Origin of the sequence: Xylophilus ampelinus (genome assembly GCF_003217575.1) — a bacterium.
Taxonomy (GTDB): domain Bacteria; phylum Pseudomonadota; class Gammaproteobacteria; order Burkholderiales; family Burkholderiaceae_C; genus Xylophilus; species Xylophilus ampelinus.
The window spans coordinates 1-15,839 of record NZ_QJTC01000004.1; the positions used below are offsets into that span (position 1 = coordinate 1).

At 69.3% G+C, this 15,839-nt stretch carries 15 protein-coding genes and 1 pseudogene; 4 read left to right on the top strand and 12 right to left on the bottom strand.

What is annotated here, in order from left to right; all coding sequences use genetic code 11:
- Together DFQ15_RS04110 and DFQ15_RS04115 are read left to right on the top strand one after the other, a co-directional pair.
- Positions 1–321, top strand: a pseudogene (locus DFQ15_RS04110) (rolling circle replication-associated protein); the annotation flags it as partial.
- A gap of 219 nt (positions 322–540) precedes the next feature.
- A complete protein-coding gene (locus DFQ15_RS04115) occupies positions 541–1,167 on the top strand; it encodes a recombinase family protein (RefSeq protein WP_110464764.1) in 627 nt (208 codons plus the stop codon).
- Positions 1,168–1,215: 48 nt separating this feature from the next.
- Here DFQ15_RS04115 and DFQ15_RS04120 read toward each other — a convergent pair whose 3' ends face one another.
- The 4 genes from DFQ15_RS04120 to DFQ15_RS04135 form a co-directional block, all read right to left on the bottom strand.
- Positions 1,216–2,124 carry an SMP-30/gluconolactonase/LRE family protein gene (locus DFQ15_RS04120; RefSeq protein ID WP_110464765.1) on the bottom strand — a complete coding sequence of 303 codons (909 nt, stop codon included), beginning with the start codon at positions 2,122–2,124 and terminating at the stop codon, positions 1,216–1,218.
- A 271-nt stretch (positions 2,125–2,395) separates the two neighbouring features.
- Positions 2,396–2,875 carry a CreA family protein gene (locus tag DFQ15_RS04125; RefSeq protein WP_233504267.1) on the bottom strand — a complete coding sequence of 160 codons (480 nt, stop codon included), beginning with the start codon at positions 2,873–2,875 and terminating at the stop codon, positions 2,396–2,398.
- A 63-nt stretch (positions 2,876–2,938) separates the two neighbouring features.
- Complete coding sequence (locus DFQ15_RS04130) at positions 2,939–3,280, bottom strand: 2Fe-2S iron-sulfur cluster-binding protein (RefSeq protein ID WP_110464766.1); 342 nt, start codon at positions 3,278–3,280, stop codon at positions 2,939–2,941.
- Entirely contained in the window at positions 3,267–3,572 is a 306-nt protein-coding gene (locus tag DFQ15_RS04135) for a hypothetical protein (protein WP_146228641.1), read from the bottom strand. The genes DFQ15_RS04130 and DFQ15_RS04135 overlap by 14 nt, the downstream gene beginning before the upstream one ends.
- Positions 3,573–3,788: 216 nt before the next feature.
- Here DFQ15_RS04135 and DFQ15_RS04140 point away from each other — a divergent pair, with 216 nt between their 5' ends.
- Both DFQ15_RS04140 and DFQ15_RS04145 read left to right on the top strand, forming a co-directional pair.
- On the top strand, positions 3,789–6,191 hold the full coding sequence (locus tag DFQ15_RS04140) for a hybrid sensor histidine kinase/response regulator (protein ID WP_110464768.1): 2,403 nt from the start codon (positions 3,789–3,791) through the stop codon (positions 6,189–6,191).
- A 304-nt stretch (positions 6,192–6,495) separates the two neighbouring features.
- Complete coding sequence (locus tag DFQ15_RS04145) at positions 6,496–7,263, top strand: superoxide dismutase (protein WP_310593112.1); 768 nt, start codon at positions 6,496–6,498, stop codon at positions 7,261–7,263.
- A gap of 105 nt (positions 7,264–7,368) precedes the next feature.
- On the opposite strand, the gene DFQ15_RS04150 is transcribed toward DFQ15_RS04145, so the two are convergent.
- The 8 genes from DFQ15_RS04150 to DFQ15_RS04185 form a co-directional block, all read right to left on the bottom strand.
- Positions 7,369–7,590 (bottom strand): zinc ribbon domain-containing protein, encoded by a 222-nt coding sequence (locus DFQ15_RS04150; RefSeq protein WP_110464769.1) that lies wholly within the window; start codon positions 7,588–7,590, stop codon positions 7,369–7,371.
- A gap of 21 nt (positions 7,591–7,611) precedes the next feature.
- Positions 7,612–8,307 carry an OmpA family protein gene (locus DFQ15_RS04155; protein WP_233504268.1) on the bottom strand — a complete coding sequence of 232 codons (696 nt, stop codon included), beginning with the start codon at positions 8,305–8,307 and terminating at the stop codon, positions 7,612–7,614.
- A 104-nt stretch (positions 8,308–8,411) separates the two neighbouring features.
- Positions 8,412–9,047, bottom strand: coding sequence for a hypothetical protein (locus tag DFQ15_RS04160; RefSeq protein ID WP_110464771.1), 636 nt, complete (start codon positions 9,045–9,047; stop codon positions 8,412–8,414).
- A gap of 77 nt (positions 9,048–9,124) precedes the next feature.
- Positions 9,125–9,490 (bottom strand): hypothetical protein, encoded by a 366-nt coding sequence (locus DFQ15_RS04165; RefSeq protein ID WP_110464772.1) that lies wholly within the window; start codon positions 9,488–9,490, stop codon positions 9,125–9,127.
- Positions 9,491–9,542: 52 nt separating this feature from the next.
- Entirely contained in the window at positions 9,543–10,316 is a 774-nt protein-coding gene (locus DFQ15_RS04170) for an SEL1-like repeat protein (protein WP_146228642.1), read from the bottom strand.
- The gene (locus DFQ15_RS04175; RefSeq protein WP_233504269.1) at positions 10,313–11,509 is read right to left on the bottom strand and encodes a CsgG/HfaB family protein; all 1,197 of its coding nucleotides are present in this window, start codon (positions 11,507–11,509) and stop codon (positions 10,313–10,315) included. Before DFQ15_RS04175 ends, DFQ15_RS04170 begins: the two co-directional genes overlap by 4 nt.
- Positions 11,510–11,587: 78 nt before the next feature.
- Positions 11,588–12,052 carry a hypothetical protein gene (locus tag DFQ15_RS04180; RefSeq protein ID WP_199399808.1) on the bottom strand — a complete coding sequence of 155 codons (465 nt, stop codon included), beginning with the start codon at positions 12,050–12,052 and terminating at the stop codon, positions 11,588–11,590.
- A gap of 61 nt (positions 12,053–12,113) precedes the next feature.
- Positions 12,114–15,764, bottom strand: coding sequence for a beta strand repeat-containing protein (locus DFQ15_RS04185; RefSeq protein WP_233504270.1), 3,651 nt, complete (start codon positions 15,762–15,764; stop codon positions 12,114–12,116).
- Between the last annotated feature and the right edge of the window lie 75 nt (positions 15,765–15,839).

Genomic DNA, 15,839 nt, shown 5'->3' on the forward strand with positions numbered 1-15,839 from the left:
GGTGGGCGCACAAAGAACGGCGGCTATCGTCGCAACATGTCGATAGGCAAGATGGCCGCCTACGTCTCTAAATACATCCTCAAAGACTTCGAGGACGCGCCGCTCGAAAGCAACCGTTACAGCCGCTCGAATGGCCTCGTCATTCAGAAGTCCAAGCTGCTCCGATTCGCCGGCGTCGGCACCGTCTGGGATGTGCTGGAGCTAGCCTTCGAATGCACCGACGGGCATGTGATCGTGAGTCACGCCGTGGATTCCGATAGAGGCTCGTACTGGCTCGTCACAGAGCCCGACAAGGGGGCAAGCCATGCCACCATGCACTGACCCCTCTGAGAAAAACGTTTCCGGAAATGCTCGAAGGCTAGCGAAACACCGAGCCGCTCATGCACGCCTAGATATCGCTGTTGATCACCGGATCGCCGAAACCATCGCCGGCCTAAGCTCGGAATTCGATGCATCGAAAACCGAGGTCGTGAACTCGCTGCTGCGCTTTGCGCTTACGAATCGCGATTGGAAAAAACAGGGTCTGATTTGGGGGAAGTGATGCTCGTCGGATACGCAAGAGTTAGCACCGTGGAACAGGACACAGCTTTGCAAATGGATGCGCTGGGCAGGGCAGGAGTCCATCGCGTTTTTTCTGAAAAAACTAGCTCTGTAGGCACGCGCCCGCAGTTGCAAAAAGCCTTGGCCAGCATGCGGCCGGGTTCTACGTTGGTGGTCTGGAAACTAGATCGAATTGCCCGTAGTTTGTTTGATCTGCTTGCCATCCTTGCCAAGCTGAAAGAGGCTGGCATCGGGCTTCGCTCGTTGACTGAGCCCATCGATACAACCTCCCCCATCGGCGAATTCATGGTGCAGGTCTTAGGGGCGGTTGCCCAGCTGGAGAAGGCGATGATTCGGGAGCGGACGCTAGCGGGGCAGGTGGCTGCGTATCAGAGGGGAAAGCGATGGGGAGGTAAGGATTCACGCCTGCCGCGTGAGCATTGGGACGAGGTTCGTAAGTGCTACGCGTCGGGGTGGTGGACGATGCAGCAGTTAGGCGAATGGTTTGGGGTCTCGCGCCGTACGATCGCTTGGGTCATCTATCCGGAGCGGTCACGCATGCGCCGGAAGGGGGAATTACGCTTGCCGGTCCTTCGTACGTTTCTTCCACCATCGGCGACTCAATAGAGATCGTGCAGCCGTCGCTCAACCGCGCGCTCGGCGGCTGAAGACCGCTCAGTCGCGCGCGAGTACGGCCGGCAGCCCCGACACATCCACCCGCGCCGTCAGCACCTGGCCCGCCCAGGGCTCGCGCGCCAGCTCGTCGGCCGGCCGTTTCTCGCGGCTGGTGGTGATGTAGAGCGTGCGCAGGTCCGGCCCGCCGAAGCAGGCCATGGTGGGGCAGCGCACCGGCAGGGCCAGCGTGCCGACGATCTCGCCCTGCGGCGAGACGCGCACCAGGCGGGCGCCCTCGAACATCGCCGCCCAGTAGCAGCCCTCGGCATCGACCGCGCCGCCATCGGGGCGGCCGCCGTAGGTCGAGAGGTCCTGCCCGTCCTGCTTCGTCGGAAACTGCACGAAGGTGCGGCGGTTCGACACGCTGCCGGTGGCGCCGTCGAAATCCAGCGCCTGCACCCGGTGCCCGCGGGTGTCGGCCCAGTACATGGTGCGGCCGTCCGGGCTCCAGGCCAGGCCGTTGCTGTTGGTGATGCCGTCCTGCATCCGCGTCATCCGGTCGCCGTCGAGGCGGTAGAGCGCCGCGTCGGGCGGATCGCGCGGCTCGTAGATCGTGCCGGCCCAGAAGCGTCCCTGCGGATCGGTCTTGCCGTCGTTGAAGCGCTCGGTCGAAGGGTCGTAGGGCGCATCGGCCCGCGGCGTGCGCACGCCGGTCGCCGGATCGAATGCGACGACGCCGGTGCGCAGCGCCAGCAGCAGGCCGCCGGCCTCCCGCGCCGCGCAGCAGGCCACGTCGGTCTCGAAGTCCCAGGCGTCGTGCCGCTCAGATACCGGGTCCCAGCGGTTGAGCTTGCGACCCGAGATGTCGCACCAGTACAGCACCTGCTCCTGCGGATGCCACAGCGGCGATTCGCCCAAGAGGCTGGCGGGGATGGGCAGGGCGTCGAGAGCGCTGGCAGTGATGGTCATGGTGTGTAAAAAACAGAGACGACAATTAAGAGCGGCTAACACAACCCAGCGAAGCGGTTCTGGCTAGGCGCCGCATCGCAGACAGTACGAGTAGTACGACAAGGTGCGGCAACGACGCCAGAAGGGTTGTGTTAGCCGCTCTAAGCGGCGGGCCGGCAACCCAGCGCCGCGATCTCCCAGAAACACCGTGGATCCGGCTCCGCCGGTCCACCGGTGTTGCCCCCGGAAGGAGGTGGGCGGAGACGCGTAGCGCGCAGCCTGGGGGAGAGCTCTACTTCACAGGGATGGCCGCCCCCACCGGCACCGCCGTCACCCCGTTCTGCGGCGATCCCTCGATCACCCGGTCGGAATAGGTCAGGTAGACCAGCGTGCTGCGCTTCCGGTCCACCATGCGCACCACCCGCAGCTTCTTGAAGACGAGCGAGATGCGCTCGGTGAACACCTCTTCCTGCAGCTCCAGCGGCTTGCCGACGAAGCTGATCGGGCCGACCTGGCGGCAGGCGATCGACGCCTCGGCCTTGTCTTCGGCCAGGCCCAGCGCGCCCTTGACGCCGCCGGTCTTGGCGCGGGAGACGTAGCAGGTCACGCCCTGCACCTTCGGATCGTCGTAGGCGTCGACGACGATCTTGTGGTCGGGGCCGATGAACTTGAAAACGGTGTCCACCTCGCCGATGGATTCGGCCCGCGCGGCGCCGGCCAGCAGCAGGGCAGTGGCGGCGGCCAGACCCTTCGTCATGATCGTCGTCTTCATAGCGCTTTGTTCCGCAAAGGTGGAAAGGGGTGCGGATCTTCCCATGCCCTTCGCGCGCGGTTGTCAGCGCGTGTTGTCGTCCGGGGGCGGCACCCGCCGTGCACGCGGCACGGTCAGCACCACGTCGGCCGCCGGATACGCCACGCAGGGCAGCACCCAGCCTTCGCGCTTTTCGTCCAGGCTCACGCCGGGCCACGGGATCGCGTAGCGCACGCTGCCTTGCGGCATGCGGCACAGGCAGGCGCGGCAGGTGCCGTTGCGGCACGAGGTCGGCAGTTCGATGCCGGCGAAGGCGGCGGCCTCGGCCAGCGTGAGCGCTGCGGGCGCCTCCACCGTCCAGCCCTGCGGGTCGAGGCGCAGGGCGAAGACGCGGTCGTCCGGCTCCACCACGCTACTTCCAGGCATCGCGCGCCCGTTGTTCCCGCACGCCGACCGCCATGCGCTGCGGCACACCGCCACGTCTTGGCGCGGTCTCCGGGATTTTCAGGCCGCCGAACTTCACGAGCGGGATGTTGCGCCGGGCCGGCTCCAGCCGGGCGCTGTGGCTGGAAGTGCGCAGCAGCACGTCGCCGACGCGGCGTCCTCCCAGGCAGGCCGGCACCAGCAGCGCCAGCCTGGCGCGCCATGCGACGCGACCCGCCTCGGTCCTACCCCGCAGCCTGGATTCCGTCCTACGTCCGCTTGCTTGCACACCCACACGCATGGTCTGAAGCACCTGCAATAATTCTTCGATTGCCGGTCCGGCACCGCTGGACGCCGACTGCCCACAATTTTGGACGCCCCAGCCTCCCCTCCTCTCCGTTCAGCCGCCGCGTTACCTTTTCTCCGTGGGGGCGGTGCCACCGGTGCGCTGATCCGGACGTTCGACTGGGCGAAAACCCCGCTCGGCGCCCCGCACACCTGGCCCGCCGCGTTGCGGACCCTGATCGAGCTGATGCTGGCCGCGCCCGAACCGCGCTTCATCGCATGGGGCCCCGAAAAGACGGTTCTCTACAACGACGGATACGCCGATCTTTGCGGCGACAAGCATCCGTGGGCGATGGGCCAGCCGTTCGACCGCATCTGGGCCGACATCCTGCAGGACGTCGGGCCCATCATGGCGCGCGCCTACGCCGGTGAAGTGGTGCACATGGAGGACATCCGCTTCACGATGTTCGACCGCCACGGATACGCCGAGGAAACCCATTTCTCGTTCACCTATATTCCGGTGCACGGCACCGATCCGGCCAGCGGGGAAAGCACCGACACCGTGGTCGGCATGTTCTGCACCTGCGCCGAAACTACCGCCCGCATCCTGACCGAGCGGATGCTGGCTTTCCAGTTGCACCTGGGCGACCGGCTGCGGGCACTGGACGATCCGGAGGCGATCAAGGCATTGTCGGCCGCGATGCTCAGCGAGCAGCTGCAGGTGGCGCAGATCGGCTACGCCGAAGTCGACGCGCAGGGCCGCCACGCGGCGGTCACCTCGGGGCACGACGACGGCCGCCTGCTGCCGCTCGAAGGCCGGCGCAATCCGCTCGGCCAGTTGCCGCTTCTGTTCGACGAGATGCTGCAGGGGCGCAACGTGGTGTTGCCCGACGTGGCGGCGGCCGCCCACCGGATCCTGCCCGAGGCCGTAGAGGAATGCCGGCGCCTCGGGCTTCGGAGCCTGGTGATGGTGCCTCTGGTCAAGCACGACACTCTGGGGGCGTACCTGTTCATCGCCCATTCCGAGTCCCGCCACTGGCTGCCGCACGAGGTCGAGCTGGCCCACGACGTGGCGGAGCGTACCTGGGCCGCGGTCGAGCGTGCCAGCGCCGGCCAGCAATTGGCACAGACGCGCGAGCGGCTGGCGGCCACGCTGGAGGCCGCCAACATCGCCACCTGGGACTACGACATAGCCCGCGACGTTCTGGTACCCGACCACAACATGGCGATGCTGTTCGGCGTGCCGAACGAAGAAACCGAGACAGGCGCGCCGCTCGAATCTTTCGTGCTGGGCGCCCATCCCGACGACCAGGACCAGGTACGCGCGTCGTTCCGCGCGGCCTGCGCCACCGGCAGCGACTGGCATGCCGAATACCGGCTGGTGCAACTCGACGGCAGCCACCGCTGGCTGATCGCCCGCGCCCGGATCGAGCGCGATGCCAGCGGCCGCGGTTCGCGCATGCTCGGCGTGCTGGTCGACATCACCGACCGCAAGCAGGCAGAGCAGGCCCTGCAGGAGGCCGACCGTCGCAAAGACGATTTCCTGGCCACGCTCGCACACGAACTGCGCAACCCGCTGGCGCCGATCCGCAGCGCCGCCCGCATCTCCAGCGACCCGGCCGCCACCATCCAGCAACTGCGCTGGAGCCACGAGGTGATCGAGCGACAGGTGCGCACCATGGCATTGCTGCTCGACGATCTGCTCGACGTGTCGCGGATCACCCGCGGGATCCTGGAGGTACGCCGCCAGCTGATCGGGCTCCACACCATCGTCGACTCGGCGGTCGAGACCGCGCGTCCGCTGCTGGAAGCACGCCGCCATACCCTGGCGCTCGATCTGGGCGACGTGCCGGTGCGGGTGCTGGCCGATCCGCTGCGGATGGCGCAGGCCCTCTCCAACCTGCTGACCAACGCCGCCAAGTACACCGACCCGGGCGGTCACATCCTGCTGATGGCACGACTCGACGGCTCGCAACTGGAACTGCGGGTGCGCGACAACGGGATCGGCCTGACGCCGACGGCGCTGCAGCGCGTCTTCGCGATGTTCTCGCAGGTGGAGTCGGCCCTCGATCGTTCCGAGGGCGGCCTGGGCATCGGCCTGGCGTTGGTCAAGGGCCTGGTGGAACTGCACGGCGGCAGCGTTTCGGCCGCCAGCGCCGGGCCGGGGCTCGGCAGCGAATTCGTGTTGCGCATTCCGAACGCGGTGCGGCTGGAGCCCGAGCTGGCCCCGCTGCCACCCGCGGCCCCCGAAATTCCGCATGCCACGGGCCGCCGCGTGGCGCTGGCCGACGACAACGAGGACGGTGCCGAGACGCTCGCCGCGCTGCTGGAGCTGGACGGCCACGAGGTGCGCATCGCCAACGACGGCGTCGGTGCGCTGAACCTGGTCCGCAGCTACCGTCCCGAGATCGCGTTTCTCGACATCGGCATGCCGGGCCTCAACGGCTACGAGGTCGCGCGGCAGTTGCGCGAATCGCCGATCGAAGGCGCGCCCCTTGTCCTGGTGGCGCTGACCGGCTGGGGCGGCGCTGACGACCGCAAGCGGGCGATGGAGGCAGGCTTCAACCACCACCTGACCAAGCCGGTGGACCCGGACGCGATCACCGAAATCCTGTCGCGCCTGGGCTGAGAGCAACGGCGCATGCCACGTTCGGATGGTTGCTACTATTTTTATAGCAAATAGTCGGCGGTCGGCGCTGGCTCCAGGCCCTCGGCCAGCCGGTAGACTAGGTCTTCGGTGCCGGTTCGGCGGCTGCGGTATCGACCTCCGGTACGGCCCGAGAGGTTCCGAGCGCGGCGGCGGCATCCGGCGCATGGGCCGCCACGGCTATCGGCCGGCTGACAATCGCGGCGGCGTCCTCACAATCGGCGGCGTGTCGGGCGCCTCGGTATGCCTGGACACGCCCTTTTGCCCCTCCACAGGAACCGCATCCATGTACAAGATCGCCACCCTCGCCGCCGCCGCAACGCTGCTGACCGCCTGCGCCCTGACCACGCCCGTCGCCCCGAACGCCGCCGCGCCGATGGCGTCGGCCCCAATGGCCGCACCGGCGCCTCCGCCACTGCCACCCGGCCCGGCCGCGGCCCAGGTTTTTCGCCAGGCTCCTTTGCCCTACGCGGCGGACGCCCTGGAGCCGGTGATCGACCGGGCCACGATGGAGATTCACTACGGCCGCCACCACAAGGCCTACTTCGACGCGCTCAACGGCGCGGCGGCCACCAACCCGGTACTGGCCCACTCCTCGATCGAGCAGGTGTTGGCCAACGTCTCGCGTTACCCGACGCTGGTGCGCAACAACGCCGGGGGCGTGTGGAACCACACCTTCTTCTGGGCCAGCATGGCACCGGTGGGCCAGGGCGGATCGCCGTCGCCGGCACTCGCCGCCCGCATCGCGACCGACTTCGGCTCGCTCGCGCAGTTCCAGCAGGAGTTCAACCGTGCCGGCGCCAGCCGCTTCGGATCGGGCTGGGTCTGGCTGGTGATGAAGGACGGCAGGCTGGCCGTCACCTCCACCCCCAACCAGGACAACCCGCTGATGGACGTGGCCGAGACACGCGGCACGCCGCTGCTGGGCAACGACGTCTGGGAGCATGCCTATTACCTGAAGTACAACAATCGCCGCGCCGACTACCTGGCCGCCTGGTGGCAGGTGGTGAACTGGAACGAGGTCAATCGCCGCTTCGCCGCGGTTGCCCGCTGAGGTCGCGCGCGTCCGCACCCGATGCCGGCTCTTCCGGCCTTTTTCGCGGGCGGCCCGTCAGCGCCCGCCCGAAAAGAGGAAATAGCCGACGAACGCCGCCATCAGTCAGAACGCGACGACGCCGATGGTGCGCTCCACATGCGGTGCCACCACCCACGCGCCGAGCACCGCGGCCAGCTTGCCGAGCACGCCCGCATCCACTGCGGGCCGTGCTCCGAGAGCCGCAGGACCTTCGCGGCCCCCGGCGATCGGGCAGCCGCAGGCGGGGCATGCGATCGCGCGGGTGGAGACCTCGCGCTTGCATTCCGGGCAGGGGATCAGGGCCATGGGTTCGTCTCCTGGACAGGTTCAGCGGGTGGCGCCCGCAGGCGGAGCGATCGGCTCGATGACGATCTCGACGCGGCGGTTGCGCTGGCGGCCGACCGGATCGTCGCTGCCGTCGGCGGCGGTGTTGTGCGCCACAGGCCGCCGCTTGCCGAAGCCCTGGGTCGGAAACGTCCGGCCTTGGTCCTGTTGCAGCGCAGCGGCCACGGTCCGGGCACGCTTGAGCGAGAGCGCATCGTTGTAGTCGTCGCTGCCCTTCGCGTCGGTATGGCCGTTGATCCGCACCGGTGCGCCGGGGTAGCTGCGCAGCAGCTCGGCCGCCCGGGCCAGGGCCTGCGCGGCATCGGGCCGCAGAGTGGCCCTGTCGAAGTCGAAGAGCACGTCGGCGGGCAGGTCGACCACGATCGACTGCTGCGGTGTCTGCCGCGCCTGCAGGGCCACCAGCACCTCGCGGGTGACCTGCAGGCGGTCCCGGGGGACCTCGGCCTCGCGGAAGATGCGGAACTCGGTATCGGCCCCATTCGTCGCGCCGAACGACGTGTCGGGCGAGCGCGACTGCAGCGCCGCGGGCTGGGCCACCGGCTGCAGCGTGCTCTCGGCGCTTCCCGTACCGACGGCCTGGCCGCCCTCCACCGGCGTCCATCGCGTCTCGGGAACCGCCACCGGGACGAAGGTGCTCGGCGTGTCGCGCAGGCTGCCGGCCACGCGGCTCACGGTCATCGCACGGGCGGACATCGACAGCGCACCGGCCCCACAGGCGACACACAGGAGCAGGCCGCCCACGCGGCCGCCCCACCACCAAACCGACGCTGGCAGGCCGAACCTCATGCGCCCGACAGAGGCAGCTTGATCGTCATGCCTGGGCCGGTGATGTCGTCCGGCTGGTTACCCTGGTTGATCACCAGCGTGATCTCCTTGGTGTCGGCCGGCACGCTGCCGAGGAACACCAGCTTGCCTTCCATAGTGTCGTTGCTGCGGATCATGAGTTGCTGGTTGCCGGTGGGCCGCTTGAGCATCAGCTGGTTGCCGGCGGCGTCACGCAGGAAGGTCTCGGTGCCGGCCAGCGTGGTGGCATGGGCGAACCGGCTGGAGAACGATGCGCTGACCGTCAGCAGCGTCGCATCCTCCGCCATCTCGACCGCCTTCACCCGCACGGTGAGACCCGCCGGCGCGGCGCCCTGGACATTCACCGCGACGTGCCGCACGGCGGTGTTCGACGGCGTGGTGCCGGTGGCGGGCGCCGCTGCTTGCGGCGCCGCATCGGCAGGCGCGGTGACGGCGGCGGCCGGCGCCGCCGCGGGCGGAGCGGCCGGCACGGAGACCACCGGAGCCGATGCGATCGGCCCGGATGGCGCGGCCGAATCCGACGCCTTGTCGGAACAGCCGGCCGCCAGGACCAGTGCGGCGATCAGCCCGAGGCCCGCGCCCGGGCGGAGCGGCGATGAAATGGTGGAGCGCATGGAATGTCCTTTCCCTGGATTGGAGGAAGGCCGGGACATCGCGGCCGCAGGTCGCGCGCCAGGCGATGCCCCGGCCGTCAGCGGATGGTGACGCCGTTGACGTTGACGTCGCCGGAGCCGCGCACGGCCGGTACATTGCAGTCCTGCGGCGACAGACGCACGTCCTGGCTGTTGCGGCCGGTCACCACGATCGTGCGGCCCTCCAGCGCCTTGCCGTCGATATCGACGCTGTTCACGTTGGCGGTGGGCGCCGCCGCGATACGGCCGTCGGCGCAGTGCACCTGCACGTTCGTCGCGCGGTTGCCGGTGACCTCGATCCGGTTGGTACCGCTGCCGGGCTGCTCGATCACCGTGGTGCCGGCACCGGCGAGAGGCGCGAGCAGCGCCAGGCCGGCACCCGCCACGTGGCGCCAGTCGAAAGAGGGGGTCGGGATGTGTCGCATGTGGCAGCTCCTCCGCTGAAAAATGGGCCACGGCACCGGGCCGCGGCGCAGGTCAAGGCCGCAGGGGCACGATGCCCGTCGGCTCCGGCGCAGGCCCGCCGCTGCCGGCGGCCCCCACGCCGGGCAGGCCTGCTCCGGTGGCGGCCGGCGCGGCACCGTCGGGCCGCGCGCCGACCCGGCCGCGCAGCCGCTCCTCGAATTCGCTGGCGAAACGCTCCGCCAGCACGATTTCCTCGTCCGCCATCTCGCTGCCGAGCAAGCGGATCGTGTCGGTCGCCTGCTGCGCCGACACCGAGCCGGGAATGGCCAGGCGCTGCGTCAGCCGCGAGTAGCCCAGCGCCTTCACCTTGTCCTGCGCCACGCCGCCGCGGCCGTCCTTGTAGAAGGAGGTGAGCCGCTCCATCGCGCGAGGATCGCCGCGCACCGCGCCCAGCAGGTACCAGCGGTAGGCCTGGCCGATATCCGACACCGAAGAGCGGTTGCTATGGTAGGCGTCGCCCAGCAGCGTGAGCAGCGACGGGTTGTTGGTGCGCAGCGCCTCCTCCTTCAGCCGGTTGATCTCGCCGGAATAGAGCGGGCCCTGACAGCCGAGCCCGCCGATGCCGCGCTCGATCGACTGCTGGCATGCTTCGACGTAGCGCGCGCCGGTCGAAGCCTGGCCGGCCGCAGTCGCCGCCGCAGCGGCCGGTGCACCAGTGGCGGGCGCGCCCGTCACCGCGGCACCGCCTCCGCCGGGAATGCCGATGGCGGCGCCCTGCGCCAGCGCCATGCCGGCGCCGACGCAGCAGCAGGCGGCCACCACGATGCCGCGCAGCAAAGGCCTCATGCCCGGCCTCCGGGCATCGCGTTGACCGGAGCGACCGCCGGAGCGGCCAGCGTCGGCAGCGGCCGTGCGGCCTCGGCGGCCGCACGCTGCAGCTCGGCGTCCCACGGCATCGGCACGTTGAAGAACAACGGCTCGAAGCCCTGCCAGCTCAGCACGTCGACCTGGTCGCCCACCTGCGGGAAGCGCTGCGAATAGACCGCACGCAGGGCCTGCTTGGTCGGCTCGTCGAGCTGCTGGGTCACGTTCACCGGCTGGCCGTACTTGCGCAGCATCACCTGCACCAGGCCCAGCTTCAGCTCGGGCGAAAGTGCCTCGTAGGAAGAGCGCATGTTGTCGATCACCACCGGATCGGGCAGGCCGTTGGGAATGCAGCGCCAGTACGGCGTGTTGGTGGCCTTGCCCACGATCTCCATCACGCTCAGGTCGACCAGCGTGCGGATCGCCGAGTGCCGGCCCTGGAGGTACTTGCCTTCGAGCTTGAAGCCGAACGCGTCGCCGTAGAAGCCCAGGCTGGCGTTGTCCTCGGAGCTGAAATTGAGCACCTTCACCACGTTGGACGCCTGGATGCGCGGCACCATCTGCTGGGTGCTGAAGCTCACCAGGTTCAGGTCGAGCGCCAGGGCCGAGAAGATGGCCGTGCGCTTGGCGTCGAAGCCCAGCGCGGTGTTGCCGTTGCCGCGGCCGAACTCGATCGCGGCATTGTTGGAGCGGCCCGCGCCGGAGATGGCCCGGTCGAACTCGGTCAGGGCGCCGGTGATCAGGAAGTCGGGCATCGTGACGCCGAACTTGGCACCGAGCTGCGCCTGCGACACCAGGTAGTCTGGGTGGTAGGGCACGTAGATCACCCGCGCGCCGATGCGGTTGACCGCGGTGCGGACCATCTCGGTGATGTCGCCCGGGATCTCGGCGCCCACCAGCGGGTGCGACAAGTTGGTCGCGTCCTGAATGCTGCGGGTCTGCATGTAGATGACCGGATCTCCGTCCTTATAGACCTCGAGCATGCGGCCGAGCCGCGCCAGGGCCGGCGCGTACTGGCTCAGGTTGGCAGAGGGCAGCGGCTTCTCGGCCTCGCGCTCGGCCATCAGCTTCTGGGCATCGTCCAGGGAATTGCGTGTGGTCGCGCAGCCGGCCAGCAATGCGGCCGTGCAGGCCAGGGCCGTCGCACGGCCGAGAAACGAAGAACGGAGAACCATTTTTGTTATTCGCTTTTTTGATTGGAATACGCGGCCGCGCCCTGCCCGCAGGCAGCGGTTTCCGTCCGCGACACGGCCTCAACGGCCGTTGTTGAGGACGGTGATGTTCTCGACGCCCTTGCCGTCGACGAACAGCGTGACGTTGCCGGTCACGTTGCCCTGGATCGTCGGGCTGGCCACGCGCAGGGTACCGTCGGCCGCGCGGGTCACGTCGTTGTAGGTGGTGCGGATGACGACGTTCTTCTGGTCATCGGGCAGCTTCAGCGTACCGTCGGGCTGGACCAGTGCCGACTGGTCGACCACCGTGTTCTGCGACAGCGCGCGAGCCACACGGGCACGGGCCGTCACGCCGGGGGTGGTGGCGTCGATCAGCTTGACGCCACTGGTCTGGACGTCTTTGTAGTTGGACAGCTGCTCGCCGTAGTTGACCAGCTGGGCGTGGCTGGCGCCGGTGCCGAGCAGCAGTAGCGCGGCCGTGACCAGCAGCTGGAAGTGCGAGGAGGAAGCGGAAGAACGAGAAAAAAGCGGATCGGCGGGGTGCATGGCTTTTCCTGTGAAGAGTGAAGTCGCAACCGGGCCGCCCGGCGCTGTCGGCTCGGCGCGGCTACATGTTTGTAATGTTGAATCCGGGAACAATCGTTACCGATTGGTTCACGACACCCGGAGAAGGCAGTGGGACCGTGTAGCCCGGGTTTGCGACCGAGGGAATGTTGCCGGTGACGGCCGCGGCGCCCACCAGTGCCCCCATGTTGCGAACGCTGCCCGATGTCATCGCCGGGCCGGCCGCCGTGGCGTTGCCGACGATCGCCACCGCGCCGGTGAGCACGCCGTGGTTGATGACCGAATTCGAGGCACCGCCCGGCAAGGCCGACCCGCGGTTGCCGGTGATCGTCACCAAGCCGGTCATGGAACCCTGGTTGACCAGCGAGTTCACCGTGCCGCCGCCGGTGGCCGTGCCCTGGTTCCCGGCGATCACCACCCGGCCGGTCATGCGGCCACGGTTGTCGACGCTGTTGACCGCGCCGCCGCCCGTGGCCGAGCCGTGGTTGCGGGTGATCGCGATTTGCGATCCGGCGATCGAACCCGATCCACGGTTGTACACGCTGTTGACCGTGCCGTCGCCGCCGGCGCTGCCCTGGTTGCCCATCACCACGATCTGGCTGCCGGCGATCGAGCCTTTGTTGCGCACGCCGTTGAGCGTGCCTCCGCTGGCATTGCCCTGGTTGTTCACGATCGTGATCTGGCTGCCGGCGACGCGGCCGGTGTTGACCAGGCTGTTGACCGCGCCACCGCCCTGCGCACTACCCTGGTTGCCCAGGATGGTGATGTTCGACCCGGCGATGGTGCCGCCGTTGGCGACCATGTTGGCGCTGCCCTGGCCCGCTGCGGTTCCGTTGTTGCCCGATACCGTCACGGTGCTGCCGTTCAGGCTGCCGCCGTTATCGAGGCCGTTGGCCCGGCCCTTGCCCGACGCCGATCCGCGGTTGCCGGCGACGGTGACCCGCGCGCCGCCGAAGCGGCCGCCGTTGGCGATGCTGTTGACCGATCCGCCCTGCAGCGCGGCGCCCTGGTTGCCTGCGATGGTGGCGTTGCTGCCGGAGAAATCCGCGCCGCCCTGGTTGCGCAGGCTGTTGGCCAGCGCATCGGCCGATCCGGTGGTGGCACTGCCGGAGTTGCCGGCCATCTGCAGCGTGCTGCCGCCGATGCGGCCTTCGTTGAGCACGCTGTTGGCCAGGGCGGCCTTGCCGTCGCGCGCCACCACGTCCCGGGCGGTGTTGCCGGCCACTGTGAGCTTCAGGCCCTGCGTGGCACTGCCCTGTTCGGTGACCAGACTGTTGGCGAGCGCCAGGCCCTTCTCCGCCGACACCCGGTCGGCCGTGTTGGCCAGCAGCTGCAGGCTGCCGGCGCGCAGGCTGCCGAGCAGTTGCACCGTGTTGGCGCTGGCATTGCCGACGTTCTTTTCGATCGCATGGCCGAGCACCGTGATTTCGGTGCCCTGGCTGCGCATGCCGCGCGCGGTGTTGCCGGCCAGCGTCACCGTGGACGCGTCGACCGCGCCGGCGCCGTTGATCGCCAACGCGTTGGCGTTGATCCGCCCGCCGTCGGCCCGCAGGCCTGTGGCGGTGTTGCCCGACAGCGTAAGCGGCGTGTTGGCCATCCGCACGCCCTCCGGCCCCTCCATGTAGAGCGCGTTGGCCGCGAGGATCCCGTTGCGCGCGTTGCCGACGCCCGCCGCCTGCTGTGCTTTGCCGCCCACCTGCACGTCGCTGGCCCGGTTGCCCACGACCGTGGCCGGACTCGCGACGATGGTGGCCTGGCGATAGGCGGCCAGCGCATTCAGCAGCGCGGTTCCGCCGGTCGCACCGACCTGCTCGGCTCGGTTGCCCACCAGGTTCATCGCCGAGGCCTGGTCGGCGCGTGCGCCACGGTTCAGCACTACCGCGTTGGCGGCGGCACGGGCGGCGCTCTCGCCGCTGAAGACATGCCCCGGACCGCTGGTGCTGCCCGCGCCCGACGACACGCCCGTAGCGGTGTTGCCGCTCATGAGTACCGATGCCGACAGCGAGGACGGTCCGCCGTCCTCCCCGCTTTCCACCGAGATGCTGTTGGCATTCAACTTCCCGCCCTGCGACGAGAGCTGGCGTGCGGTGTTGTCGGCCACCAGCAACTGCCGGGCATCGGTGCGGGAGTTGAACACCCCGACCGTATTGGCCAGCGCCATCGCGTTTTGCTGGCTGTCGAACAGCAGGCCCGCGCCCAGGCTGCCGCTGTAGCCCTGGGCCGAGACCCCGTCGGCGCGGTTGCCGCTCAGCGTGATGTTGCCCCGTTCGATCTGCGACTGCGTCGCGAGCACGCTGCCCGCCGCGGCCAGGCCGCCGTGGCCCCGGACGCCGCGGCTTTCGTTGCCGGCCAGGACGACCGGTGTGTCCTTCAGCGACGTCTGCTGGTCTAACACCAGGCTGTTGGCGAGCGCACGGCCGCGCCGCTCGAATGCGCCGACCACGCCGCCACCGATATTCCCCCGCCCGCCAGCGGTGTCCACACCGCTGGCCGTGTTGCCCGTCAGCGTCACCCGACTGTTGCGGATGCGCACGTCGTCGAGCCAGACACTGTTGGCCGCCGCGCCGCCGCCCGTGGCTTGTACCGTGTCGGCGGTGTTGCCAGAGAGCAGGTGCTCGGTCGCCCCCGACAGGTCACCCGCCCGCAGCGAAACGGTGTTGGCCAGCGCCATCGCGCCGTTGTCAGAAGAAGCCAGCGCGCCCTTCAGCACCGACGCGGTCCCGCCCCAGGCATCGACCCTGCGCGCGATGTTGCCTGACTGAACCGTACGGTACTGCCGCAACTCGCTGCCCTGGTAGTCCGCCAGGTTGACGCTGTTGGCCAGGGCGCTGCCGCCCACGGCCAGGCTACCCTCGGCGGTGTTGCCGGTCTGGTCGATGCGTGTTCCCTGCACACGGCTGCCGGCCACCGCCACCGCGTTGCCGGCCGACACGCCGGCCAGTTCGGTCTGAGCCACCATGCCCCACCCGGAGCTCATGGAGCCGCCGCCCGCCTGCAGGTCGGACGCGCGGTTGCCGCTCTGCGTGAGGCGCAGGTCCTCCAGCGTGCTGCGGTTGGCCGTCAGCGCATTGGCGAGCGCCGCGCCGCCCACCGAGCCGATGCCGCGCGCCTGATTGCCGAGATTGCTCACCTCGGTGCGGCGGGTGTCCGTCTCGTCCATCAGGACGCCGTTGGCGGTGGCCCGACCGGGCAGTTGGAGAGACCCGGCGCCCAGCGGCACGGCGCCCTTGCCGCCGATCGCCTCGACGTTGTCGGCCCGGTTGCCCGCGACCGTAATGCGCGAATCGGCGAAGGGCCGGCGCGCTCCGCCGCCCGCAAGAAGGGCCGTGTTGGCCGTGGCCGCACCGCCCACCGCCCGCACGAAGCCGCCGGCCTGGTTCTGCAGCACGAGCACGCGCGAGCCGGTGACGGCCAGGGCGCTGATGCCGGCGGTATTGGCCTGCGCCGTGGAGATCAGCTCGACCGAGCCGGCGACGCCCAGCCCGGCGCTCGCCTTGGCGCCGCTGGCGTTGACATCCGCCGGCGCACGATTGCCGACCGACTGCACCGAAGAGGCTTCGACCGATGATCCCGGCCGTGCGGTGACCCAGCCCAGCCCGTTCAGCACGCTCTCCTGGGCCTGGGCCGGCGGGGCCAGCGTGCCGCCGGCGAGGATCGCCATGGCCGGCAGGGTTTTCTTCAGGGCGAAGTGCACGGGCTTCTCCGAAAGTTGCCACGGCGCGGGGCCGGGCGGTGCGCACCGGTCCCGCTGGCGGGCCCGTGCGGCGTT

Excerpts from the sequence above, each read along its gene's own strand:
- DFQ15_RS04180 (WP_199399808.1), bottom strand. The coding sequence starts at position 12,052 with ATGCACCCCGCCGATCCGCTTTTTTCTCGTTCTTCCGCTTCCTCCTCG.
- DFQ15_RS04170 (WP_146228642.1), bottom strand. The coding sequence starts at position 10,316 with ATGAGGCCTTTGCTGCGCGGCATCGTGGTGGCCGCCTGCTGCTGCGTC.
- DFQ15_RS04160 (WP_110464771.1), bottom strand. The coding sequence starts at position 9,047 with ATGCGCTCCACCATTTCATCGCCGCTCCGCCCGGGCGCGGGCCTCGGG.
- DFQ15_RS04115 (WP_110464764.1), top strand. The coding sequence starts at position 541 with ATGCTCGTCGGATACGCAAGAGTTAGCACCGTGGAACAGGACACAGCT.
- DFQ15_RS04120 (WP_110464765.1), bottom strand. The coding sequence starts at position 2,124 with ATGACCATCACTGCCAGCGCTCTCGACGCCCTGCCCATCCCCGCCAGC.
- DFQ15_RS04125 (WP_233504267.1), bottom strand. The coding sequence starts at position 2,875 with ATGAAGACGACGATCATGACGAAGGGTCTGGCCGCCGCCACTGCCCTG.
- DFQ15_RS04165 (WP_110464772.1), bottom strand. The coding sequence starts at position 9,490 with ATGCGACACATCCCGACCCCCTCTTTCGACTGGCGCCACGTGGCGGGT.
- DFQ15_RS04175 (WP_233504269.1), bottom strand. The coding sequence starts at position 11,509 with ATGGTTCTCCGTTCTTCGTTTCTCGGCCGTGCGACGGCCCTGGCCTGC.
- DFQ15_RS04150 (WP_110464769.1), bottom strand. The coding sequence starts at position 7,590 with ATGGCCCTGATCCCCTGCCCGGAATGCAAGCGCGAGGTCTCCACCCGC.
- DFQ15_RS04155 (WP_233504268.1), bottom strand. The coding sequence starts at position 8,307 with ATGACCGTGAGCCGCGTGGCCGGCAGCCTGCGCGACACGCCGAGCACC.
- DFQ15_RS04145 (WP_310593112.1), top strand. The coding sequence starts at position 6,496 with ATGTACAAGATCGCCACCCTCGCCGCCGCCGCAACGCTGCTGACCGCC.
- DFQ15_RS04130 (WP_110464766.1), bottom strand. The coding sequence starts at position 3,280 with ATGCCTGGAAGTAGCGTGGTGGAGCCGGACGACCGCGTCTTCGCCCTG.